The 21,464-nt window shown below is 63.5% G+C and carries 25 protein-coding genes; 14 read left to right on the forward strand and 11 right to left on the reverse strand.

Annotated elements, in window-relative coordinates; translation table 11 throughout:
- The 6 genes from ACTHNZ_RS02110 to ACTHNZ_RS02135 all read left to right on the forward strand — a co-directional run.
- The coding region (locus ACTHNZ_RS02110; RefSeq protein ID WP_440540835.1) for a ferritin-like domain-containing protein at positions 1–271 on the forward strand (271 nt) is incomplete at its 5' end.
- 60 nt (positions 272–331) lie between these two features.
- Positions 332–1,231 carry a glutamate racemase gene (gene murI, locus ACTHNZ_RS02115; RefSeq protein WP_440540836.1) on the forward strand — a complete coding sequence of 300 codons (900 nt, stop codon included), beginning with the start codon at positions 332–334 and terminating at the stop codon, positions 1,229–1,231.
- A gap of 152 nt (positions 1,232–1,383) precedes the next feature.
- The gene (locus ACTHNZ_RS02120) at positions 1,384–1,626 is read left to right on the forward strand and encodes a (2Fe-2S)-binding protein (RefSeq protein ID WP_440540837.1); all 243 of its coding nucleotides are present in this window, start codon (positions 1,384–1,386) and stop codon (positions 1,624–1,626) included.
- 163 nt (positions 1,627–1,789) lie between these two features.
- Complete coding sequence (locus ACTHNZ_RS02125) at positions 1,790–2,626, forward strand: energy transducer TonB (protein ID WP_440540838.1); 837 nt, start codon at positions 1,790–1,792, stop codon at positions 2,624–2,626.
- Positions 2,627–2,658: 32 nt separating this feature from the next.
- Complete coding sequence (locus ACTHNZ_RS02130) at positions 2,659–3,387, forward strand: MotA/TolQ/ExbB proton channel family protein (protein ID WP_440540839.1); 729 nt, start codon at positions 2,659–2,661, stop codon at positions 3,385–3,387.
- 17 nt (positions 3,388–3,404) lie between these two features.
- Entirely contained in the window at positions 3,405–3,824 is a 420-nt protein-coding gene (locus tag ACTHNZ_RS02135; RefSeq protein WP_440540840.1) for an ExbD/TolR family protein, read from the forward strand.
- A 369-nt stretch (positions 3,825–4,193) separates the two neighbouring features.
- Here ACTHNZ_RS02135 and ACTHNZ_RS02140 read toward each other — a convergent pair whose 3' ends face one another.
- Positions 4,194–5,207 (reverse strand): LysR family transcriptional regulator, encoded by a 1,014-nt coding sequence (locus ACTHNZ_RS02140; RefSeq protein WP_440540841.1) that lies wholly within the window; start codon positions 5,205–5,207, stop codon positions 4,194–4,196.
- A gap of 126 nt (positions 5,208–5,333) precedes the next feature.
- Between ACTHNZ_RS02140 and ACTHNZ_RS02145 the strand changes: the two genes are divergently transcribed.
- From ACTHNZ_RS02145 to hemP, 4 genes are all read left to right on the forward strand, one after another.
- Positions 5,334–6,206, forward strand: coding sequence for a pirin family protein (locus ACTHNZ_RS02145; RefSeq protein WP_440540842.1), 873 nt, complete (start codon positions 5,334–5,336; stop codon positions 6,204–6,206).
- Positions 6,207–6,385: 179 nt separating this feature from the next.
- Entirely contained in the window at positions 6,386–6,811 is a 426-nt protein-coding gene (locus ACTHNZ_RS02150) for an OsmC family protein (protein WP_440540843.1), read from the forward strand.
- Between the two features lie 39 nt (positions 6,812–6,850).
- Positions 6,851–7,333 (forward strand): SRPBCC family protein, encoded by a 483-nt coding sequence (locus tag ACTHNZ_RS02155; RefSeq protein ID WP_440540844.1) that lies wholly within the window; start codon positions 6,851–6,853, stop codon positions 7,331–7,333.
- Positions 7,334–7,510: 177 nt separating this feature from the next.
- Entirely contained in the window at positions 7,511–7,771 is a 261-nt protein-coding gene (hemP, locus tag ACTHNZ_RS02160) for a hemin uptake protein HemP (protein WP_440540845.1), read from the forward strand.
- 352 nt (positions 7,772–8,123) lie between these two features.
- Here hemP and ACTHNZ_RS02165 read toward each other — a convergent pair whose 3' ends face one another.
- From ACTHNZ_RS02165 to uvrB, 5 genes are all read right to left on the reverse strand, one after another.
- Complete coding sequence (locus tag ACTHNZ_RS02165) at positions 8,124–9,539, reverse strand: 4Fe-4S binding protein (RefSeq protein ID WP_440540846.1); 1,416 nt, start codon at positions 9,537–9,539, stop codon at positions 8,124–8,126.
- Positions 9,536–10,378, reverse strand: a complete 843-nt coding sequence (locus tag ACTHNZ_RS02170; RefSeq protein WP_440540847.1) for an FTR1 family iron permease — start codon at positions 10,376–10,378, stop codon at positions 9,536–9,538. Before ACTHNZ_RS02170 ends, ACTHNZ_RS02165 begins: the two co-directional genes overlap by 4 nt.
- A 48-nt stretch (positions 10,379–10,426) precedes the next feature.
- A complete protein-coding gene (locus ACTHNZ_RS02175) occupies positions 10,427–10,759 on the reverse strand; it encodes a cupredoxin domain-containing protein (RefSeq protein ID WP_440540848.1) in 333 nt (110 codons plus the stop codon).
- A gap of 31 nt (positions 10,760–10,790) precedes the next feature.
- The gene (locus tag ACTHNZ_RS02180) at positions 10,791–11,339 is read right to left on the reverse strand and encodes an iron transporter (RefSeq protein ID WP_440540849.1); all 549 of its coding nucleotides are present in this window, start codon (positions 11,337–11,339) and stop codon (positions 10,791–10,793) included.
- A gap of 167 nt (positions 11,340–11,506) precedes the next feature.
- Positions 11,507–13,597, reverse strand: coding sequence for an excinuclease ABC subunit UvrB (gene uvrB / locus ACTHNZ_RS02185; protein ID WP_440540850.1), 2,091 nt, complete (start codon positions 13,595–13,597; stop codon positions 11,507–11,509).
- Between the two features lie 336 nt (positions 13,598–13,933).
- Between uvrB and ACTHNZ_RS02190 the strand changes: the two genes are divergently transcribed.
- The gene (locus ACTHNZ_RS02190) at positions 13,934–15,133 is read left to right on the forward strand and encodes an amino acid aminotransferase (RefSeq protein ID WP_440540851.1); all 1,200 of its coding nucleotides are present in this window, start codon (positions 13,934–13,936) and stop codon (positions 15,131–15,133) included.
- 96 nt (positions 15,134–15,229) lie between these two features.
- On the opposite strand, the gene ACTHNZ_RS02195 is transcribed toward ACTHNZ_RS02190, so the two are convergent.
- Both ACTHNZ_RS02195 and ACTHNZ_RS02200 read right to left on the reverse strand, forming a co-directional pair.
- Positions 15,230–16,474: a DUF3734 domain-containing protein gene (locus ACTHNZ_RS02195; protein WP_440540852.1), complete on the reverse strand. Its 1,245-nt coding sequence runs from the start codon at positions 16,472–16,474 to the stop codon at positions 15,230–15,232.
- 9 nt (positions 16,475–16,483) lie between these two features.
- Entirely contained in the window at positions 16,484–17,281 is a 798-nt protein-coding gene (locus ACTHNZ_RS02200) for a 3-hydroxybutyrate dehydrogenase (protein ID WP_440540853.1), read from the reverse strand.
- A 206-nt stretch (positions 17,282–17,487) separates the two neighbouring features.
- On the opposite strand from ACTHNZ_RS02200, the gene ACTHNZ_RS02205 reads away from it, so the two are divergent.
- Positions 17,488–18,459: a potassium channel beta subunit family protein gene (locus ACTHNZ_RS02205; RefSeq protein WP_440540854.1), complete on the forward strand. Its 972-nt coding sequence runs from the start codon at positions 17,488–17,490 to the stop codon at positions 18,457–18,459.
- A 213-nt stretch (positions 18,460–18,672) separates the two neighbouring features.
- The gene (locus ACTHNZ_RS02210) at positions 18,673–19,518 is read left to right on the forward strand and encodes a 23S rRNA (adenine(2030)-N(6))-methyltransferase RlmJ (RefSeq protein WP_440540855.1); all 846 of its coding nucleotides are present in this window, start codon (positions 18,673–18,675) and stop codon (positions 19,516–19,518) included.
- 114 nt (positions 19,519–19,632) lie between these two features.
- Here ACTHNZ_RS02210 and ACTHNZ_RS02215 read toward each other — a convergent pair whose 3' ends face one another.
- The 3 genes from ACTHNZ_RS02215 to cueR all read right to left on the reverse strand — a co-directional run bounded on the left by ACTHNZ_RS02215 (position 19,633) and on the right by cueR (position 21,109).
- Complete coding sequence (locus tag ACTHNZ_RS02215; RefSeq protein WP_440540856.1) at positions 19,633–20,019, reverse strand: hypothetical protein; 387 nt, start codon at positions 20,017–20,019, stop codon at positions 19,633–19,635.
- A 315-nt stretch (positions 20,020–20,334) separates the two neighbouring features.
- Positions 20,335–20,475, reverse strand: a complete 141-nt coding sequence (locus ACTHNZ_RS02220) for a DUF3563 family protein (RefSeq protein ID WP_440540857.1) — start codon at positions 20,473–20,475, stop codon at positions 20,335–20,337.
- A 199-nt stretch (positions 20,476–20,674) separates the two neighbouring features.
- Positions 20,675–21,109, reverse strand: coding sequence for a Cu(I)-responsive transcriptional regulator (gene cueR / locus ACTHNZ_RS02225; protein ID WP_440540858.1), 435 nt, complete (start codon positions 21,107–21,109; stop codon positions 20,675–20,677).
- A gap of 138 nt (positions 21,110–21,247) precedes the next feature.
- Between cueR and ACTHNZ_RS02230 the strand changes: the two genes are divergently transcribed.
- Positions 21,248–21,463, forward strand: coding sequence for a heavy-metal-associated domain-containing protein (locus ACTHNZ_RS02230; RefSeq protein WP_440540859.1), 216 nt, complete (start codon positions 21,248–21,250; stop codon positions 21,461–21,463).
- The last annotated feature ends 1 nt before the right edge of the window (position 21,464 follow it).

The raw sequence follows: 21,464 nt of genomic DNA on the forward strand, positions 1-21,464 counted from the left end.
GCAAGATCTGCACAAGCTCTTGATCGGCGAGGAAACGAAAGAAATCCTCGAATGCGATCTCAAGCTCGAGCAAGGCTCGCAAGCGACCTGCAAAGAGGCGATCGCCTATTGCGAGTCGGTGCGAGATTACGTCTCGCGCGGGATCTTCTCGACGATCCTGGACGACACCGAAGAGCACATCGATTGGCTCGAGACGCAGCTCGATCTCATCGATAAGGTCGGCATCCAGAACTATCAGCAGTCGGCGATGGGCGCGCCCTCGGGCTCCTGATCGCGCGGACGCTTCGACGCTCCCCGCTCCACGCCGCCTCTGTCTCTCGCCTAGCCGGCCATGACCCTATCGCACGACGCGCCCTCGCCAGAATCCGAGCGCTCCACGGTATCCACCGCGCCGGGCGGCAACCGGGCCCCGATCGGCATCTTCGATTCGGGGCTCGGCGGATTGTCGGTGCTGCGGGCAATCAGCGCGCAGTTGCCGCACGAAGCGCTGGTGTACGTCGCGGATTCGCTGCATGCGCCCTACGGCCTGCGCGATAACGCATTCATCTCCGAGCGCACGCTCGCGATCGGTGCATGGCTCGTCTCGCAAGGGGCGAAGGCGCTCGTCGTCGCCTGCAACACGGCAACGGCCGAATCGATCGCGCTCGCGCGCGAGCGGTTGGCGATTCCGATCATCGGCGTGGAGCCCGGCATCAAGCCCGCGGCCAGCCAGTCGAAGTCGCGCATCGCGGGCGTGCTCGCTACGCAGGTGACCCTTCGCAGCGAACGGTTCCGATCGTTGATCGAACGCCATGCGGCCGATTGCCGCTTCATCTGCCAGCCGGGCCATGGGCTCGTGGAAGCCGTGGAGCGGTGCGAGATAGACACGTTGGAAGTGCGCGCCCTGCTCGCGCGCTATATCGACCCGATGCTTGCCGCCGGTGCCGACACCCTCGTGCTGGGCTGCACGCACTACCCATTTCTCGACGCCGCGATCCGCGAGCTTGCCGGGGGACGCCTGGCCCTCGTCGATACGAGCGCGGCCATCGCGAAACAGCTCGAACGTGTGCTGGAGGCTCAGGGCCTGCGCGCGCCGCCTGATCGGCAGCCCGCGGCGCCGCGGCTTTGCTCGACGGACGAAGGCCGCCACATGCGCCAACTGGCGTCCACGCTGCTCGGCCTCGATGCCCCGGTGGAAAAAGTGTCGATCACGACACACGGCACGTCGCCCGGCTGCTCGTACGTCGCGTGAAACACAGGCCGCCTTGCGGCTGCCCCATTTCATTCAAGAATTAGGACGCGATCGAACGCGCCGTCTGTTACAAAAAATCGGACGCCCTGCTTGCCAAGTACGCAAAACGTAATGATAATAGTTCGCATTAACGTTTTAGCTTCGCTTCAGTCATGATCGTCTGCGTGTGCAAGTCCGTTTCCGACCGCAAGATCCGCGCTGCCATCGCGGAAGGCGCGGACACGTTCGAAGAGTTGCAGTTCGAGCTCGCGGTTGCCACCTGCTGCGGCAAATGCGAAGAGTCCGTGCGCGAGGTCATGGCGCAGTGCGGCGTCTGTGAAAGCCAATGCGGCGTCGAGCGCCACGTTCCGTCGCAACCCATGCAGGTCACGTTCTACGAGCGCAAGGCCGCCTGAGTTTCCGGCGTCCTTCGCCCTTCCCGTCTTTTTGGTCGGCACGCCAGTTCGCTTCAGCCAGCAGCCGCTCGTTTCGCTCGTGGAGCCCGAGATGGAATTGCTCATTGGTTTTGTCGCGACACTGTGTATCTCTTTGCTGGTCTGCCGCCCATGAAGCGGCAGCGTGTCACTCAACGCGCTGAACGCAGCGCATCCGCTCCACGCTAAGATGCAAGCTTCGTCTCCTGTCGTCGCCGGCGCGGGTCCGGCAACACCGCTCGGCATGCCGCGTTCGCGTATCGTCCCCACTTTGCTCGCCGTCGCGCTCGCTCACGTCGCGCTGATCGCCGTCTTCATGACGACGAAGCACGAGCCGGCGCCGCGCGCCGTTCAGTCGACGGCTATCGTCGCGAAGTTGCTCAGTCAGCAGTCGGATGCGCCCCCCACTGCCGCGCAATCCGTGCCCGCGCCGCCCGTGAAGCCCGAGTCCGTGAAGTCCGAGCCCCTGAAGCAGCACGTAAAAACTGCGCCGCCTGTCCCGCGCCCACCGTTGCGCCCCGCCACACCGGCCCCTGCCGTGCCCCCTGCATTGGCGCCTAGCCCCACAGTTGCGGCAGCAGCGGCTCAGCCAACGCAGGCAGCCCCCAGCGCACAAACCACAGCAGCGCAGGCAGCCGCCGCCGCAAGCGCATCGGCAACCGCGGCCCCCGCCGCGCGTGAAACGCTGGCGATCGCGGCACCGAAGCACGTCCAGCATGCTGATTGCCGCATCGTCAAACCGGCCTATCCGGAACTGTCGCGACGTCGCGAGGAGACCGGAACGGCCGCCGTGCGGTTCGTCATCGGCACGACGGGCGCCATCGAAGCCGTCACGCTCGTCAAGAGCAGCGGCTTTCCCCGGCTCGACGACGCCGCCGTCGCGGCGCTGCGCCAAAGCGCATGCCAGCCCTACGTCGAAAACGGCTCACCCCTGCGCGTTTCCTATACGCAAGCATTCACGTTCGGGCTCGACGACGACTGAACTCACTTTAGCGAAAAGAAGAGGACGTACACATGCAAAGCTACGGTCTGGCCCACGCTTGGGCTCAAGGCGATCTCGTCACGCGCGCCATCGCGCTCACGCTGCTGACGATGTCGGTATTGTCATGGACGGTCATCGTCATCAAAGGCTGGAACATCGTCCGCCTCGGCCGATTGACGAAAAACGCCGAGCGCGAGTTCTGGCATTCGGACGATTTCGCAACGGGCATCGATACGCTGACACGCGCACTACCCGCTCGGGAACGCAATCCGTTCCTCGCGCTAGCGCTGTCGGGTCAAGAAGCGGCGGATCACCACCAACGCACGCGCCCGCATCTGCACGATCGGCTCGACGTGTCGGACTGGATCACGCGTTGCCTGAAAGACACGATGGACGATGGCATCGCGCAAATGCAGCGCGGCCTTGCGGTGCTCGCGTCGATTGGCGGCACGGCGCCTTTCGTCGGCTTGTTCGGCACCGTTTGGGGCATTTATCACGCGCTGATCGCCATCGGCGAAAGCGGCCAGGCATCGATCGACCGCATCGCAGGCCCCATCGGCGAAGCGCTGATCATGACGGCGTTCGGGCTCGTCGTCGCCGTTCCGGCGGTGTTGGGCTACAACGCGCTCACGCGATCGAACCGAGCGATCGTCGGCAGCTTGCGCCGCTTCGCGCATAGCCTGCACGCCTACTTCGTCACGGGCGCACGCGTTGCGCCGGTGACGGCGCCGACGCTGCGCGTGGCAACGCGCGCGAACTGATCGCCCGGGAGCGAAACATGGCGATGCCGTTATTCGAAGACGATACAGATGAAGCGCTGATGGGCGAAATCAACATGACGCCATTGATCGACGTCATGTTGGTGCTGCTGATCGTTTTTCTCATTGCGATTCCCGCTATCGAGCACGCGATCAAGCTCGATCTGCCCCACGTCGGCAGCGTGCAACAAGACATCAAGCCGGCGCATGTCGACGTGGCCGTGCGAGCCGACGGCTCCCTCGCTTGGGACGGCAAGAACGTCGACGATGCCGATTTGCACGCGGCGCTCGAGCGCGCGGCAAAGACGAATCCGCAGCCCCAGCTCAGGTTGCGCGCCGATCGAAAGGTGCCCTACGAGCGAGTGGCCGAGGTGATGTCGGCGGCACAAGAAAGCGGGCTGACGCAGATCGGGTTCGTGACGGAACCGCGTCCGCATTGAGGAAAAACATCGCTTACTTAAGTAAAAGGCCCTCATCGGGCGATGAGGGCCTTTTTTCGTGCGCACGCGGCGCCTTCGGGCGGCGGGCTCACATCCCATCGGACTGGTTCGAGCACCGCATGCGATCGCCGTGCCGTGCACGGACCTCGCGGTCGGCCCTATCCGGCTTGCTATAAGAGCAGCCGTTTGGTTTCGCGCTGGACGCCCCAACGCGAAAGGCACTTCAATATAGGCTCCGAAGCCCGACGCTTCAAGACACCGGCCATTGAAACTACCGATCGCCCCGGCCACTCCCAATGTCAAAAGCGATTCGGCCGCCGCCTTATCGCGCCGGCCGCGCGAGGCGGCGCGCGTGCGTCATGCGTCTCATCAGCGAGCCGGCTCGATCACGACTGCGGGTGTTTCGCGGCTTTCGGCATTCGCCATTTGCAGCGCCAGCACCTGCTGGTGAGTCGGGCATTCCATCGTCGTATGATCGGCCTCGTCGAGTTTCTCGACGAGGAAATCGACGAATGCGCGCACGGCCGGCACCATCCCCTGCCGCGAAATGAACGCAGCGGACAACTGCGGAGTCGGCAAACTCCAGCCCGGCATGACCGGCGAAAGTTGCCCCGTGCGCAGCGCGGCGCCATACATCATCTGCGGGAGCGCGGCGATCCCTACCCCTTCCAGCACCGCTTCGCGTATGGACGCCAAATCGGCCGTGATGAGACGCGGCTCGTGCTCGTGAACATATTTGCGACCATCGGGCGCCGTCAAATGAAAAACGTGCCGGCCGTCGGCGCTCGGCGTATCAAGCGTCTGGAAGCGCGCGAGATCGGCTGGCGCAACGGGCGGCGCGTTTTGCGCAAGCAAGCTCGGCGCACCGACGAGCATCTGATGCGTGCGCCACAGCGGCCGCACGACGATGTTCGCATTGTCGGGCGGGTCCGAGCGCACGCGCAGCGCGACGTCGACCGAATCCTCATAGAGATCGATGACGCGATTGGTCACACGAATCGATACGCGCACCTCGGGATATTGCAGCAAAAACTCGGGGAGGATGCCCGAGAGAATCGTCTGCGAGACCGTGACCGGGACGCTCACGCGCACCGTGCCGCGCGGCGAGGCGCGCAGCTCCTGCACCGCGTTCATCGCGGCCTGCGCCTCGGAGAGCATCACTTGGCAATGCCGATAGAAACGCTCGCCGGCCTCGGTCAAGGCGAGCTTGCGCGTGGAGCGCTGCAGCAGCCGCACACCGAGCGAGGTTTCGAGCTCGGCGACGCGCCGCGACAACCGGGACTTCGACACGCCGAGCGCGCGCTCCGCCGCCGAAAAGCCATCGTGCTCGACGACCTGCGCAAAGTACATGAGGTCGTTCAGATTCTGCGAATCGAGTTGCATCTCATCGTTCCAACGGTAGGACAATCCATTGCTCTGGGGACGGCTAAAAGGGGCGCGGAGCCGTCCATATAATAGACCTCACATTCCCATGCGACGCACAGAGTGCGTCCTTCAGAGGCACTTTTCATGACTACCTCCCGCACGATCCGCAACACGATCGCGGCCGTCCGCACGGTGGAAGGCGGCGGCTTCATCGTTCATCGGCCGTTCCCGACACGCATGTTAATGGACTTCGATCCGTTTTTGCTGCTCGACGAAATGGGCCCTGTCGATTACGCGCCCGGCGCGGCCAAAGGTGCGCCCGATCATCCCCATCGCGGCTTCGAGACCGTAACGTATGCGCTCGAAGGCAGCTTCGCGCACGAAGACTCGGCGGGCCACTCGGGAGTGCTTCGCCCCGGCGACGTGCAGTGGATGACCGCAGGCAGGGGCGTCGTGCACAGCGAAATGCCCGATCCCGCCTTCGCCCGCACAGGTGGCCGCGTGCACGGGCTGCAACTGTGGGTGAATCTGCCCCGCCGCGACAAGATGATTGCGCCACGCTACCAGGAAATTCCATCGGAGCGCATCCCGACAGCCACGACGAGCGACGGCAAGGTTCGGGTCAAGGTCATCGCGGGCGAAGCGCTCGGCGTGGCGGCGGCGATCGAAACGCGCACGCCGATTCTCTATCAGCACTTTACGCTGGAGCCGGGTGCATCGATCGTGCAGCCGGTGCCGGCCGCCTATCGCGTCTTCGCCTACGCGCTGAGCGGTGCAGGACGGTACGGCGACGAACAGCGCGAAATCGGCGCGCAACGGATGGTGATTTTTGGCGACGACGGCGACGCGGTGACGTTGGCCGCCGGCACCGAGCCGCTCGACGTGCTGCTCATCGGCGGCGTGCCGCTCAATGAGCCAATCGTCCGGCACGGGCCGTTCGTCATGAACACGGAAGACGAAATCCGGCAAGCGATCGTCGACTACCAAGCCGGGCGGATGGGCGAAATCGCTCGTTGAACCTAAGCAGGCGCCGGGGCGGCTCGATAGCGGCCGCTCTTGCGCCTCAGGTCCGTTCCCGGTCATCCCAGGTTTGCTCAGGCGCCTCGACCGCCGACGATGTGCCCATACCGTTCACCACGTATGGCGGCGAATTGCGTCACAATAGCCGCTCCATTGCCCCCACCAGGAGGACAGGCATGAGCGAGCGCGTTGTTACGGCAACCATCGGCACACCGAACTATCAAGTCACGTTCGATGACGGCGCCCATCATTTGTGGCACGCCGACGAACCCGTGTCGCTCGGCGGCGGCGACCGCGCACCCACTCCGGTATCGCTCTTGCTATCAGGACTGGGAGCATGCACGTCCATTACGTTGAAAATGTATGCGCAGCGCAAGGGTTGGCCGCTTGAAGACGTTCAGGTATCGCTTTCTATGCAGACCGGCGATCAAGGCTCCAAGATCGACCGCAAAATCGTCTTGCACGGCGAGTTGAGCGACGAGCAACGCGAGCGGTTGCTGCAGGTGGCCAACGCCTGCCCCGTCCATAAGATATTGACGCGCCCGATCGCGATCGATACGGGGCTCGTCGCAACGTTGCCGGCCACGCCCGACGAGGCGTAAAGTACCCGACCGCCGCACTTGAAGCCGAAGGAACGCCCCTTGAATTTCGAACATCTCGTCCAGGTCAACGATCCACTGAACCCGCTCGTCGAAGTGCTCACGCGCGCCCAGTTATGGGAAGGACTCGTCCTTCGCGCCGAACAGCCGCAGCTTTTCGTGCTGGGGCTAGACAGCTGCACGATCGTCTCGCGCACCGCCGATACGCTCGAGCGGGAATTGCACTACGGTCATGCAACGGTGCGCGATCGTGTGACGCTGATGCCGCACGAAAGCGTGCGCTACGACATCCTCGCGACGGAAACGCACGTGGGCGGCTCGCTCACGATGACGATCGAGCAGCCCGATGAACTACAGCTCTTTCTGCGGTTCGAGTACGCCACGACACTGCCTACACCCGATACCGAAGACGATCGGCAAACGAGCGAGATCGTGAAGTCGGCTTACCGCGAGGCAGACATCGATACCGTGCGGCTCATCCGCGAGTACGCGCGTCAACCGACGCAGTCGAACCCGCTTCATTGAGCGAGTGAGCGGCGGCGGCAACCCACCGCACGCCCTCACGCTCGGCCCAAGCCGACCATCGACGCCACGATGGTCGGCCCCTATCAGCCACCTATCTCAATGAATTTGTTTTTTACAATCGATAATGATTCTCATTTATAATTCGTCTTATCGAATCGAACAAGCAATGCCCCAAGCATGAGTGAACCCACGCGCCAGCGTACGCTAACGTTGAGAACGTCCATGAGTCCCTTAGCTCGCTCCCGTTCGAATGACGCAGCAGCCGCTGCGGCCACACGCCGTGTCGATTCTCGGCAAGAAGGCAACGAGGGTGCGACCGAACGCACGCTGTCGAGCGACCACTTATTGCAAGGGCGTAGCCACGTTTTCATCGCTCACAATGGCGAGCGATACCAGTTACGAGCAACCCGTCTCGGGAAGCTGATCCTGACGAAGTAAGTACCGTGTATTGTGGGGACCACCTCCCTAAGAGGTGTTAGGCAGTAGCCAGCGCAACGTCAAGCACGTAAGTCTAGACCCCTTCGTGCCTCCTCCTTCAGCAGCGTTGCAGCCAGCCATGCCGCTTTTTTTGCGCCCCTTCGTTGCTTCTCGTTACTTCCTTTCGCTTCCCTTCGCCTCTCTCTTGAAATACGAGATATGAAATGCCGGACACACGTTCGGCATTTCGCATCTAGCGAACGCGAGTGCACGGGCAATCGCCGCGAGTTTCGCGTTTTGTCGAGCTAGGTTTCCCTATTCCGTCGCTCCCTTTTTCGCTCCGTTCTCGCTGCATTCGCGTTGAGTTCGATCGTTACTGCGCAAAGCCCCAGAACATGAGCCACCATGCGCTATCGGCCGCAGCCAAAGCCGCGATGAAGAACGCCATCGCGCCCGCTCTCGAGGCGATGTTCGCGGTATAGCGGCCCGTGACGCGCCATGCGAGCCATGCGCTCCACGCGTTGGCGATCGCTAGCACCGCAATGCGAACCGTCGAGGCCCAATCGAGCGGCACGTGCTCGGCGCGCAGCAGCGACAACGTGGTGGCCGATAGCCCCAAGAACACGCCTGCGCCCGCCAGAGGAATGAGCGCCTGCGTCAGATGGTGCAAACGCGCTCGATCGAACCGGCCCAGCATGCGCGTGGCGGCGGCGACGAGCACGAGCAGCGCCGTGCCGTAAACGAGTGCCGTCGCGAGGATGTAGGCGATCAGCAGCGTGCCGTCGAGCCAGGAAAAGACGTCGTTCTGCTCCGGGTAATGCGTGAACAGGAACCACGGGGCGTTGGTGTCGAGCATCCACGTGAAGTCGTGGTCGATCAGCCAAGCCGCAAGGTATTGCTTGATTTGGACGAACCATGGGCTCGCCGTCCAGTGAAACGCGCCGATCGCAACACCCAGCAAGCCGTACAGGATCAGCGCGGTGTCCCAGCCGTTGCCCGCATCGCGGCCCAGTTCGACGACCTCCTGCGCGGGCGAACGCCATGTCAGCGCGATCGCGTCGCGATGGCCGCTGCACCGGCCGCACATGTGGCACGGCGCCGCGCCCTTCATGCTCCGCAACGGCACCAAGGGCGCACAGTTGATCGGAATCACGCGATGACCGCGCTCGCCCGACGTATATGAGCGCCGCCAGGCCGCCTCGTCGACGCGGAAGTGAAACGGCGCCAGCCGCGACAATAGCGAAAACACCCCGTTCACGGGGCACAGGTAGCGGCACCAGACGCGCTTCTCGCGCCCATAGAGAAAGCCGATGATCATGGCCCCTACCGTCGACCCCCCCAGCACGAGCAGCACGGCAAGCGGATATTGGTAGACGCTGACCATCTGGCCGTAAATGGTCGTGAGGCCGAATGCGACGAATGGCCACCCGCCCCACCGCATCCAGCGCGGAATCGCCCGTCCGCGCCCGTGGCGGCTGGCGAACTCGGCCAGCGCGCCCTCGGGGCACAGCACGCCGCACCAGACGCGGCCGAGCAGGACCATCGACAGCAAGACGAACGGCCACCAAATACCCCAAAAGACGAACTGGGCGGCCAATGTCAGATTGTTCCAAAGATGCGCCGAATCGCCGGGCAGCGGCAGGCAGGCCGGCACGATGATCAAAAAAGCGTAGACCGCGACGACGACCCATTGAATCGCGCGAATGACCGCACCATTGCGCTGCATCCACGCGCCGACGCGCGCGAGCCTTCCCTGATCGACGGCGGCGGAAAGCGCCGGCGAGCTCATGCGGTGCGCCCGGCTGCGGCGCTCGGCACGCGGCCGGCGCGCCGAGCGAGCCATCCGACGACGAGCCAATACAGTGCGTAGGCAACGAGATTGGTCAGCGCCGGGTGAGCGCGGTAGCCCGTCAATGCGGCAACCAACGAGCCGACGGTGCTCGAATCGTCGAGCAGCCTCGAGCTATCCCACACCTGCGAGATGCCGAGCGGCAATATCTCTTTGTCGATGAGCTTGTCGACGCCCGTCTGCAGCAGACCCGCGCCCAGCAACAGCAACATGATCTCTGTGACGCGGAAGAAATGGCGCCAGGAAAACACGCGGCCACCCAGTTGCAGCACGTAGAACGTCAGGAAGGCCAAGCCAAGGCCGAGCACGATCGCGAGGATGTCGCCGTGGTTCACGTGGCCCGATTGCCCGAGGCCGAGCCCGTAGAGAAAGATGACCGTTTCACTGCCCTCGCGCGCGATCGCCAGCGCGACGAGGACCGCGACGCCCCAGCCATTGCCGTTGCGCGTGCTCTGTTGCAGCGTGCGCTCCATGTCGCGTTTCAGCGTGCGCCCGTGACGCTTCATCCACAAGACCATTTGAACGATCAGCACGCATGCGACCAGCACCATGCCCGTCTGGAAGTAGTCGGCCGCATCGCCCGACAAGACTTCGCTGAAGCCCACGAGTGCCGCGCCGAGCGCGATGGCTGCCAGCACGCCGGCCCCTACGCCCGCCCACAGATACGGCAACCCGCGCCGCGCGTCGGCGTCGCCATTCTTCAGCCACGCGTAAAGAATGCCCACGACGAGCAGAGCCTCGACGCTTTCACGCCACACGACGAACAATATCTGGCCCATCTCTTATTCTCCGAGCGCGCGGCATTCCACCGCCGCGCGCGAAAACCCTTACTTGACGACGATGACGCCACGCGCCGACTGGTGGAAATCGTCGAAGAACTTATATTCGCCGGGCGATTGAGGGGCGATGACGACCACCGACTCCGCGCCCGGCGCAAGGACCTTTTCCTTGCGCAGCTCGACGCTTTCGAACTCGGCGGCGCCCTTGCCTGCGTTGTGCACCTCGATGCGGATGCGCTTGCCCGCCGGCACTTCGATTCGCGCGGGCGTCAGCTTGCCGTCGGCCATCTCGAGCTTGACCGTCACCGCATCGTCGGCGTGCGCGGCCATGGCGGCGACGGCAACCAAACCTGCCAATGCGGCTTTCCAATGCAATTTCATGCTGTTGCTCTCCTATGCCGAGCCGGACGACTCAATAGCCGCCCTTCTTGCCGATGCCGGCGAACGGGAAATCGTATTGCAGCGTGATCGGCTTGAACCACGGGCCGACCCCCGTTTCCTTGTCGACGTGGCGGCCGAACGCCATATGCCCCGTTTGCATCGGCGGCTCGATCACGAGCGTCAGGTGGTACTTGCCCGGGCCGAACAGCTTGACGTTGTCGCCATAGTGCGGGCCATCGCTCGCCACCATCGGCATCAGATCGCCCTTGATCGTTTGCGTGCCGCCCACCTTCTTCAGTTCGTAGTGGACTTGCAGATAAGGCATCCAATCGCCTTCGGCAAAACCGGTGGGATTGTTCTTGACCGCGTGAATGTCGGCTTCGAGGTGAATGTCGGAATCCGACGCCTTGCGCATCATCCCTTCGGGATCCATCGTGACCGGCTGCAGATAGACCGCGCCGATCTCCATGCCGCCCTGCACCTGAGGTTTGCCGATCGGATACTCGGCCGCCGAAGCCGCGATTGCGGTCATCGCCGCCACGGCCGCCACGCCGCTCATGATCCAGGTGGAACGCTGCATCGAAAACTCCTGTTTTTGTCTTAACACGAACACAAACGCAAATGCGAACGATTATCAATCAGCAGTAAGTGTACACGAATGCCCCGCGGGGACCAAGCGACCCTTGCGCGCATAGGGTCGCCCAGGCAAGGAGCAAGGGACGAGGGACGACGAGCGACGAGCCCTCCTCAGTTGGGCCCGGCGACGGAATCGCCGACGTTCGCGCCGAACGCACGCTCGCGCAGCACCGCCAACTGATCGCGCGCCGCCGCCGCCTTTTCGAACTCGAGATTCTTGGCGTGTTCCATCATCTGTTTCTCGAGGCGCTTGATCTCCTTGGCGAGATCGCGCTCGGACATGTCCTCGAATTTCGCGCGCTGCTGCATCTCCTTGAGCTCCGCGCGCGCTTCGTCCGCGTTGTAGACCCCGTCGATGATGTCCTTGACCTTCTTGACGACGCCGCGCGGCGTGATGCCCATCGCCTCGTTGTGGGCGATCTGCTTTGCGCGCCGCCGCTCGGTTTCGTCGATGGCCCGCCGCATCGAATCGGTGATGGTGTCCGCGTACAGAATGGCCGTGCCGTTCACGTTGCGCGCGGCGCGGCCGATCGTCTGAATCAGCGAACGCTCGGCGCGCAAGAAGCCTTCCTTGTCCGCATCGAGAATCGCCACGAGCGACACCTCCGGGATGTCGAGCCCCTCGCGCAGCAAGTTGATGCCCACGAGCACGTCGAATGCGCCGAGCCGCAAGTCGCGAATGATTTCGACACGCTCGACGGTGTCGATATCGCTATGCAGGTAGCGCACCTTGACACCGTGATCGGCCAGAAACTCCGTGAGCTGCTCCGCCATCCGTTTCGTGAGGACGGTCACGAGCACGCGCTCGTTCACGCCGACGCGCACGTTGATCTCGCTGAGCACGTCGTCCACCTGCGTGCGCGCGGGGCGCACCTGCACGGCCGGATCGACGAGGCCCGTCGGCCGCACCACCTGCTCCACGACCTGCCCCGTCTTCTTCTTTTCATAATCGGCCGGCGTGGCCGAGACGAAAACGGCCTGGCGCATCTTGCGCTCGAACTCGGGAAATTTCAGCGGCCGGTTATCGAGCGCCGAAGGCAGCCGGAACCCGTACTGGACGAGGTTTTCCTTGCGCGAACGGTCGCCGTTGTACATTGCATTGAGCTGTCCGATCAGCACGTGCGATTCGTCGAGCAGCATCAGGGCGTCGCTCGGCAGGTAGTCGACGAGCGTCGGCGGCGGCTCGCCCGGCGCCGCGCCCGAAAAATGCCGCGTGTAATTCTCGATGCCTTTGCAAAAGCCGAGCTCCTGCAGCATCTCCAAATCGAAGCGCGTGCGCTGCTCGAGGCGCTGTGCCTCGACGAGCTTGCCCTCGGTATGGAAGAATTCGAGGCGCTCGCGCAACTCCTCCTTGATCGTCTCCACGGCGCGCATGACCGTTTCGCGCGGCGTCACGTAATGCGAGGACGGATAGACCGTGAAGCGCAGGATCTTTTGCCGCACCCGCCCCGTCAGCGGATCGAACAGTTGCAGCGACTCCACTTCGTCGTCGAACAGCTCTATGCGCAACGCCATCTCCGCATGCTCGGCCGGAAAGACGTCGATCGTATCGCCGCGCACACGGAACGCGCCGCGCTGGAAATCGGCTTCGTTGCGGTTGTATTGCATCGCGATCAGGCGCGCGATCACGTCGCGCTGACCGATCTTGTCGCCCGTGCGCAGCGTCAAGATCATCTTGTGATATTCGCTCGGGTTACCGATGCCGTAAATCGCCGACACGGTTGCCACGATCACCACGTCGCGCCGCTCCATCAGGCTCTTGGTGGCCGATAGACGCATTTGCTCGATGTGCTCGTTGATCGACGAATCCTTCTCGATGAACAAGTCGCGCTGCGGGACATACGCCTCGGGCTGGTAATAGTCGTAGTACGAAACGAAGTACTCGACGGCATTGCGCGGAAAGAACTCGCGAAATTCCGAATACAACTGCGCGGCGAGCGTCTTGTTCGGCGCGAAGACGATCGCCGGCCGCCCGAGCCGGGCAATCAGGTTGGCCATCGTGAACGTCTTGCCCGAGCCCGTCACGCCGAGCAGCGTCTGGTACGAGAGACCGTCCTCGATGCCTTCGACGAGCTGAGCGATGGCATTCGGCTGGTCCCCAGCCGGCGGATACGGCTGATACAAATGAAACGGCGAGCCCTCGTACTCGACGAACTTCGATTCGTCGAGGGCTTCGGCGGCATGAATCTGAGCTTCGGGCATGGAAAGGGGCTTCCTTCGCCGACAAAACAACCATTCTAGCGTTTCGCGTGCGGCCGGGCAGCGCTCCCCGCGCAGGGCCGTCGCGCGACCGCTTCGGCCGCCGGACGCCCACATCGGTGCACTTGGTCCGGCAAAAAGTGCACGATCGTTCATGCCTATCCGCCACCGTGCATCAAAAGCGTGCGAACGCGGGGGCAGGATTCGTTACAATCACGTATTCCGCGCCCGCCGAACCGACTCGCTCCGGCTGCCGTCCGCCGTGGCATCCATCGGCGGATTCGAACGGCGCATGCAGTGCGTGCCAGTTTCAGTTCCTTACTACCGCCGAAAGACACCATGTCCCTGTTCTCCTCCGTCGAACTCGCCCCCCGCGACCCGATCCTCGGCCTCAACGAGGCCTTCAACGCCGATCCGCGCCCGACCAAAGTCAACCTCGGCGTTGGCGTCTACACGAACGAGGAAGGCAAGATCCCGCTGCTGCGCGCCGTTCGCGAAGCTGAAAAAGCGCGCGTCGAGCAGTCGCTGCCGCGCGGCTACCTGCCGATCGAAGGGATTGCCGCTTACGATGCCGCCGTTCAAAAGCTGCTGCTCGGCGACGCATCGCCGCTGATCGCGGCAGGCCGCGTCGTGACGGCGCAGGCGCTCGGCGGGACGGGCGCGCTGAAGATCGGCGCCGATTTCCTGAAGCGCCTCAACCCGAACGCGAAGGTCGCGATCAGCGATCCGAGCTGGGAAAACCACCGTGCGCTGTTCGAAAGCGCCGGCTTCGAAGTCGTCGCCTACCCGTACTACGACGCGCAAACGCACGGCGTCAATTTCGAAGCGATGCTCGGCGCGCTGACGAGCTACGCGGCAGGCACGATCGTCGTGCTGCACGCCTGCTGCCACAACCCGACGGGCGTCGACCTCACCGAGGCGCAATGGCAGCGGATCGTCGAAGTGGTGAAGGCACGTAACCTCGTGCCGTTCCTCGACATCGCCTACCAAGGCTTCGGCGACGGCATCGATGCCGACGCCGCCGCTGTGCGCCTGTTCGCCGCGGCCGAACTGAACGTGTTCGTCTCGTCGTCGTTCTCGAAATCGTTCTCGCTGTACGGCGAGCGCGTGGGCGCGCTGTCCATCATCACCGACAGCAAGGACGAAGGCGCGCGCGTGCTGTCGCAGGTGAAACGAGTGATCCGCACGAACTATTCGAACCCGCCCACGCACGGCGGCGCAATCGTGGCGACGGTGCTCGGCACGCCCGCGCTGCGCACGATGTGGGAGCAAGAGCTCGGAGAGATGCGCGACCGCATTCGGGCAATGCGCGGCGGCCTCGTCGAGCGCCTGAAGAGCGCCGGCGTCACGCGCGATTTCAGCTTCGTGAATGCGCAGCGCGGCATGTTCTCGTACTCGGGCTTGACCTCGGCCCAAGTCGACCGCCTGCGCGAAGAGTTCGGCATCTATGCCGTCGGTACGGGCCGGATCTGCGTGGCGGCACTGAACACGCGCAACATCGATGTCGTGGCAAACGCCGTCGCGCACGTGCTGAAGTAAGGGAAACACGCGCAAGCAACGCGCGCGTGAGCCGCGTTCCGCACGCGGCATCCCACACGTGAATGAAATAGCGCCCCTTCGGGGGCGCTATTTCATTCAACGCTGATCGCGATGGATATCGTGCGTGACGAACCCGGCGTCGTTATCGGGCATGTCGAGCCAGCCCGGTTGCGCCAAGCTGTCGCGGATATCGCGTAGCCCGCATGTCCAATGCGCGTTCATCGTCGACAAGCCGAATTGATAATCCTTGAAATTGCCGTCGAATTCCTTGTCGCGGTAGACCAACTGAAACACGTTGTACCGGTGCGACGACGACAGTTCCTCGGCCAATTTGCACCACTGATCGTCCCGATGGCCCGGTGCAACGCGCGCGAGCACCTCGCGCAGCACATGCCGGAATCGCTGCGAATGCTGCAGCATGTCCGTCACTAGGCGCGTGCGGCTCGAGTACTGGATGTCCTTCATGCGCCCTTGCACGTCCGTCAGGTTCGTCGGCACGGGCCCTCGGGCGCTCCACAGATCGACTTGGAACGCCAGCGTGTCGCGGCGCGGGGTGGCCTGAACGACTTCGGACAGCGGCGTATTCGACATCAACCCGCCGTCCCAGTAGTACTCGCCGTCGATCTCCGTCGCTGCGAAGCCCGGCGGCAGCGAACCGGACGCGATGAAGTGCTCGACCCGCAGCGTCGTATGCTGATTGTCGAAGTAGGCGAAATTGCCTGTGCCGACATTGACCGCCGCGATCGATACACGCGTTTCGCCCGAATTGATGCGGTCGAAGTCGCATAAGCGTTCGAGCGTCGACTTCAGCGGCCCGGTGTCGTACCAGCTCGCGGTGCCCGGCGTGCCTTGCGTGAACGGCAGCGGCGGCGGCATGCGCGGCACGAAGAAGCCCTTTTGACCGTCGACGAGCGCGCTCAACGCCTGCATCGTCGTAAAGGCCGTGCGCACGGGCGCGGAAGAATCGAAAAACGCGTGTTCGACGGCCGGCGGCACCGGGAAGCCGTAGGCGGGCTGGCACACCATATTCCAGAACGTCTTCAGCTTGGCGACACGGTGCTCGGGAGCATTGCCGGCGATGATCGCCGTGTTGATCGCGCCGATCGAAATGCCGGCGATCCAATTGGGCAAGACGCCGGCTTCGTGCAGGCCTTCGTAGACGCCCGCCTGATAGGCGCCGAGCGCCCCTCCGCCTTGAAGGACCAGCGCCACCGTCTGATAGGGAGGCAAGGAGAGGGACGGCGCGGCTCGTGCCGTGCCGCCGTGCGCTGCGCCCGCTGCATGTCCGGTATCCGCCGATGCAGCGTTCGCGCGAATACGGGTTGCCTTGCGCTCCCCCATGCTTCCTCCTTATTTCATGCACCAACCGTGCGAGACGATGAACGACTGGCCCGTCAGCGCGGCGCTCGGGAACGTGCAGAGGAACAGCACGGTTTGCGCCACGTCTTCGACGGTGGTGAACACGCCGTCGACCGTCTGGCCCAGCATGACGCGCTTGATCACTTCTTGTTCGGTCAAGCCGAGTTCCTTCGCCTGCTCGGGGATTTGCTTGTCCACTAGGGGCGTGCGCACGAAGCCGGGGCAGACGACGTGCGAGCGCACGTTATGCGCGGCCCCCTCCTTCGCAAGGACGCGCGCGAGGCCGAGCAGCGCATGCTTGGCCGCGACGTAGGCCGATTTCAAAGGCGACGCCTCGTGCGAGTGCACCGATCCCATATAGATGACCACGCCGCCGCGATCGCCCTTGTACATGTGCTTGAGTGCGGCCTTCGTCGTGAGGAAGGCGCCATCGACGTGAATCGCTTGCATCTTCTTCCAATCGGAGAAGCTATAGCTTTCGATCGGGTTGACGATCTGGATGCCCGCATTCGACACGAGAATGTCGACGGAGCCGAGCTGCGCCGCCGCTTCGTCGACGCCGCGATTGACGGCGTCTTCATCGGTGACGTCCATCGCAATGCCGATTGCCTTGCCTCCCTGGGCGCGAATCTCTTCCGCGACGGCCTGCGCGCCGGCCAAATTCAGATCGGCGATCGCCACGGCCGCGCCTTGCGCCGCGAGCGTCCGGGCAATTTCCTTGCCGATCCCGCTTGCCGCGCCCGTCACCACCGCGGCCTTTCCGTTCAGATTCGTATTCAACGACGACATTCGTCACCTCTCAAGCGTGCGTGGACAATGAGACCATGGCGCATGACGCGCGGCAAGCCGGCACGATTTCATATAACTTTCGGCCGAATTGGGCGCCACCGCCGACTGCGCTATTGTGCCCCAACGGCCAGCCTGCGCGCGACCCATCGCGAATCGGATTAAGCTCTCGCTGTCGATCACCCTGCTTCGAACTTCCTGGAGGATGCATGAACTACCGGCGACTCGGCCGTTCCGGCCTGCAAGTCAGCGAGCTGTCTTTGGGCTCGTGGGTCACGTACGGCAATCAAGTGGACCGCGGCCTCGCGCGCGAATCGCTCGCCGCGGCACGCGACGCGGGCGTGAATTTCTTCGACAACGCCGAAGTCTACGCGGGTGGCAAATCCGAGGAAATCATGGGGCATGCGTTGAAGGAACTCGCGTGGCCGCGCGTGAGCTACGTGATCTCCACGAAATTCTATTGGGGCTTGCGCGAGGCGCCCAATCAATATCACACGCTCAATCGCAAGTACCTGCACAACGCCATCGACGGTTCGCTCGCGCGTCTGCAACTCGACTACGTCGATCTCGTGTTCTGCCACCGTCCCGATCCGAATACGCCGATCGAAGAAACCGTGTGGGCGATGAGCGACATGATCACGCGCGGCAAGGCGCTTTATTGGGGCACCTCGGAATGGAGCGCGGACGAAATCCGCGCCGCCTATGAAATCGCGGAACGGCATCATCTGCACAAACCCGTGATGGAGCAGCCGCAGTACAACCTTTTTTGCCGTAAGCGTGTCGAGCAGGAATACAAGCGGCTTTACGAAGACATCGGGCTCGGCCTGACCACATGGAGCCCGCTCGCGTCGGGGCTGCTGACCGGAAAATACCGAGGCGGCGTGCCGTCCGGCAGCCGCGCGCAATTGCAAGGCTACGATTGGTTGCGCGCGCATCTGACCGACGCCGAGAAGAACGAACGCGTGGCCCGGCTCGAAGCGGTCGCGCAGGAGCTCGGGTGCAGCATCGGTCAGTTGGCGATCGCCTGGGTGCTGAAGAACCCGAACGTCAGCACCGTGATCACCGGCGCCTCCCGAGTCGAGCAAATCGCGGAAAACATGAAAGCGGCGGACGTTGCTGCGCGCAGCACACCAGAAATTCGTCAAAGAATCGAGGAGATCGCAGGCGACGAGCACCGGTGATTGATGCGGCGGCGCGCGACATCGTTGGTGCGTGCCGTGCTGGCACGCCGTGTGGTGCCGTGGTGCCGTGGTGCCGTGGTGCCGTACAATACGCGCCCCGTTCGCGCCGAGCGCAAGCTAGGCTCGAACGGACACGCGAGCGCCGCCGCGCCGAACGCAACTGCCCGCGCTTGTTCCGCGAACCTACCTTGGCCTGAACCGCTCACCGCCCGTATGCTCAGCTACCGCCACGCCTTCCACGCAGGCAATCACGCCGATGTCCTCAAACATGCCGTCGTCGTGCAGTTGCTGCGCTACCTCGGCCAAAAGGACAAAGCCTACTGGTATATCGACACACACGCGGGCGCGGGCGTGTATTCCTTGGCCGAGGGCTACGCGCAGAAGACGGCGGAGTTCGAAACGGGCATCGCCAAGCTCTGGAAGCGCAGCGACCTGCCGGCCGCGCTACAAGATTACGTCGAGCAAGTCGGTGCGTTGAACGCGGACGGTCAGTTGCGCTACTACCCCGGCTCGCCCTATCTCGCTTGGCGCTTGATGCGGGAGCAGGATCGGATGCGGTTGTTCGAACTGCACAGCACCGAGATCGATGTCCTGCGCCACAATTTCCGCGATGCGGGCCGTCGCGCGATGCTCTATGCGGGAGATGGCTTCGACGGCATCAAAGCATTGCTGCCGCCCCCGCCGCGGCGCGCGCTCGTGCTCGTCGATCCGTCGTTCGAGGACAAGCGCGACTACGCGCGCACGATCACCTGCCTCGAGGAAAGCTTGAAACGGTTCGCGACGGGCGTCTACGCGATCTGGTATCCGCAAGTCTCGCGCGTCGAATCGCAGCGCTTTCCCGAGCAGTTGAAACAGCTGCAGCAGACCAACTGGCTGCACGCCACGTTGACGGTCAGCAAACCGCCGGAGGATGGCTACGGACTCTTCGGCAGCGGAATGTTCATCCTGAACCCGCCCTACACGCTCGCCGGGGCGCTGAAGGAAACGCTGCCGTATCTCGTCCGAGCGCTAGGCCAAGACGAAACGGCACAGTTCAAGCTGGAGTCGCGCATCGCTTGATCGCGGTGGCGTAGCGTGGCACTGCGGGAGGGCACAGGTACCGGGTATCGAGTGTCATCGGCGGCACTCGGGCGGCGAGCGCCCGGCCGCGGTGCCACCGCGATCGCCGCGGGACTATTGCCGATTCCCGGAGGACGCGCGATACGCCGCGCCGGCACCGGGCGTCGCCGCCTTGGCGCCTGGAAGCGCGATATAAGGGGCGACGACGATGGGAGGCTGCCCGCCTGCCGCGTCTGGCTGCTCGAGCGTCGGTAGTTGCTGCGCGGGCACCATCGGCGCTCGCGACAACGGGGCGTTTTGCAGCACGACGCCACTTTGGCCATCGTGGATGCCCGTCTGCGTATCGAGCACGATCCCGCTTTGGCCGTCATGGATGCCCGTCTGCGTCCCGAGCTCGATCGGTTGCCCTCCGGCCGCGGCTGGCGACGCGACGCCGATGAGCGCGAGGTAGGCCGTCGCACACGCGAGGAGGCGCAGGCAGGTCGAAGCGTGGAAACGCATGGAACGGTCCGAGAAAATGCACCGCGCCGCTAGGGCCGACGGCATGCGGCGATAGGTGCGTGGCGAATAGTCACACCTTAGCGCGGCGGCGATCTTCGCGCTAGTCGCCTTGCCCCCCCCTCGCCCCTCGACACCGATGCGCCGGCGCCTTGATAGCATTCGATCGCATCGGAAGGAGACATTGTCCGCACAAGCGCTCCATACGACAAAGCCTCGCGGAAATCGCGAGGCTTGCAATGGTCACTTCGTCGCGCGTGGACGCGCGGGCGCCAGCGCTGGGGCTCTAGCGCAGCCGAGCTTTGCTCGGCTCAGGCATTAGTAGCCCTGTGCTTCGAGCGAGCGCAGGCGGCGCTCCAAGTCCTCAATGTCCGTCGACGATGCGAGGTACTCTTCGCGGCGAGTACGTTCGGCCGATTCAAACCAGTTGCTGAGCTTTTCGATGAGGTACGCAAACATGATGTTCTCCAAGGGTCGGGCCACGTCCCCGGCGGATCGCGATCAGGGATTTCCCGTAAAAGGGTTAACCCGGATTATAAAGACCTTGGCTGAAATTGCGAGTGAAATGCTCGAATGATGTGCATTCCGAAATGGAATGGTGCGCAGAAGTCGTTTTGGCGTCCAGAATGCACCAAGAGTGTGCATTTGCCGATGTCGCTCACTCCCCGTGCGCGTGGTGGCTTCGCCCGCCGTCGTGCCATGGATCGGCGTTGGCCAAGCTGTCGAGAATCGGACAATCGGGACGCGCATCGCCGTGACAGTGGTGGGCGAGATGAGTCAGCGTGTCGCGCATTTCCGACAGTTCGGCGATGCGGCGCTCTAGATCGGCTACGTGTTGAAGGGCGATCGCCTTCACTTCCGCGCTCGCGCGCGAGCGGTCCTGCCAAAGTCCCAAGAGCTTGCGGATATCGTCGACCGAAAAGCCGAGGTGCCGCGCCTGGCGGATAAAGCGTAGGGTATGGACTTCCTGCTCGCCATAGACGCGATACCCCGCGTCCGTGCGGCCTTTCGGCGCGAGCAGGTCGACGCTTTCGTAATAGCGGATCATTTTGGCTGTCACGCCCGATTCGCGAGCGGCTTCCCCAATATTCATCACATCCTCCGAGTTGACGATGGAAAGCGTATACCTTCCCATCACGGGAAGGTATACGCTTCAGGGAAGCGGGCCGGCGCGCTGAGTCGCCGTGTCCCTGTCGGCATCCCTCTCCCCCTTTCGAAAAGGAACCTTGCAATGATCGAATTCCAAGTTGAAGGCATGAGCTGTCAGCACTGCGTGGGCGCCGTAACGAAGGCGATCCGCTCGCTCGACGCCGGGGCGCACGTCGATGTCGATCTCGATGTGGGGCGCGTGCGCGTCCAGTCCAGCGAGAATGCGGATAAGCTCGGCAGCGCCATCGTCGAGGCCGGGTACACCGTTGCAGGCACCCGCACGATCGTCGATGCTTGAT

It is taken from the genome of Trinickia sp. (assembly GCF_051953955.1).
GTDB lineage: Bacteria > Pseudomonadota > Gammaproteobacteria > Burkholderiales > Burkholderiaceae > Trinickia.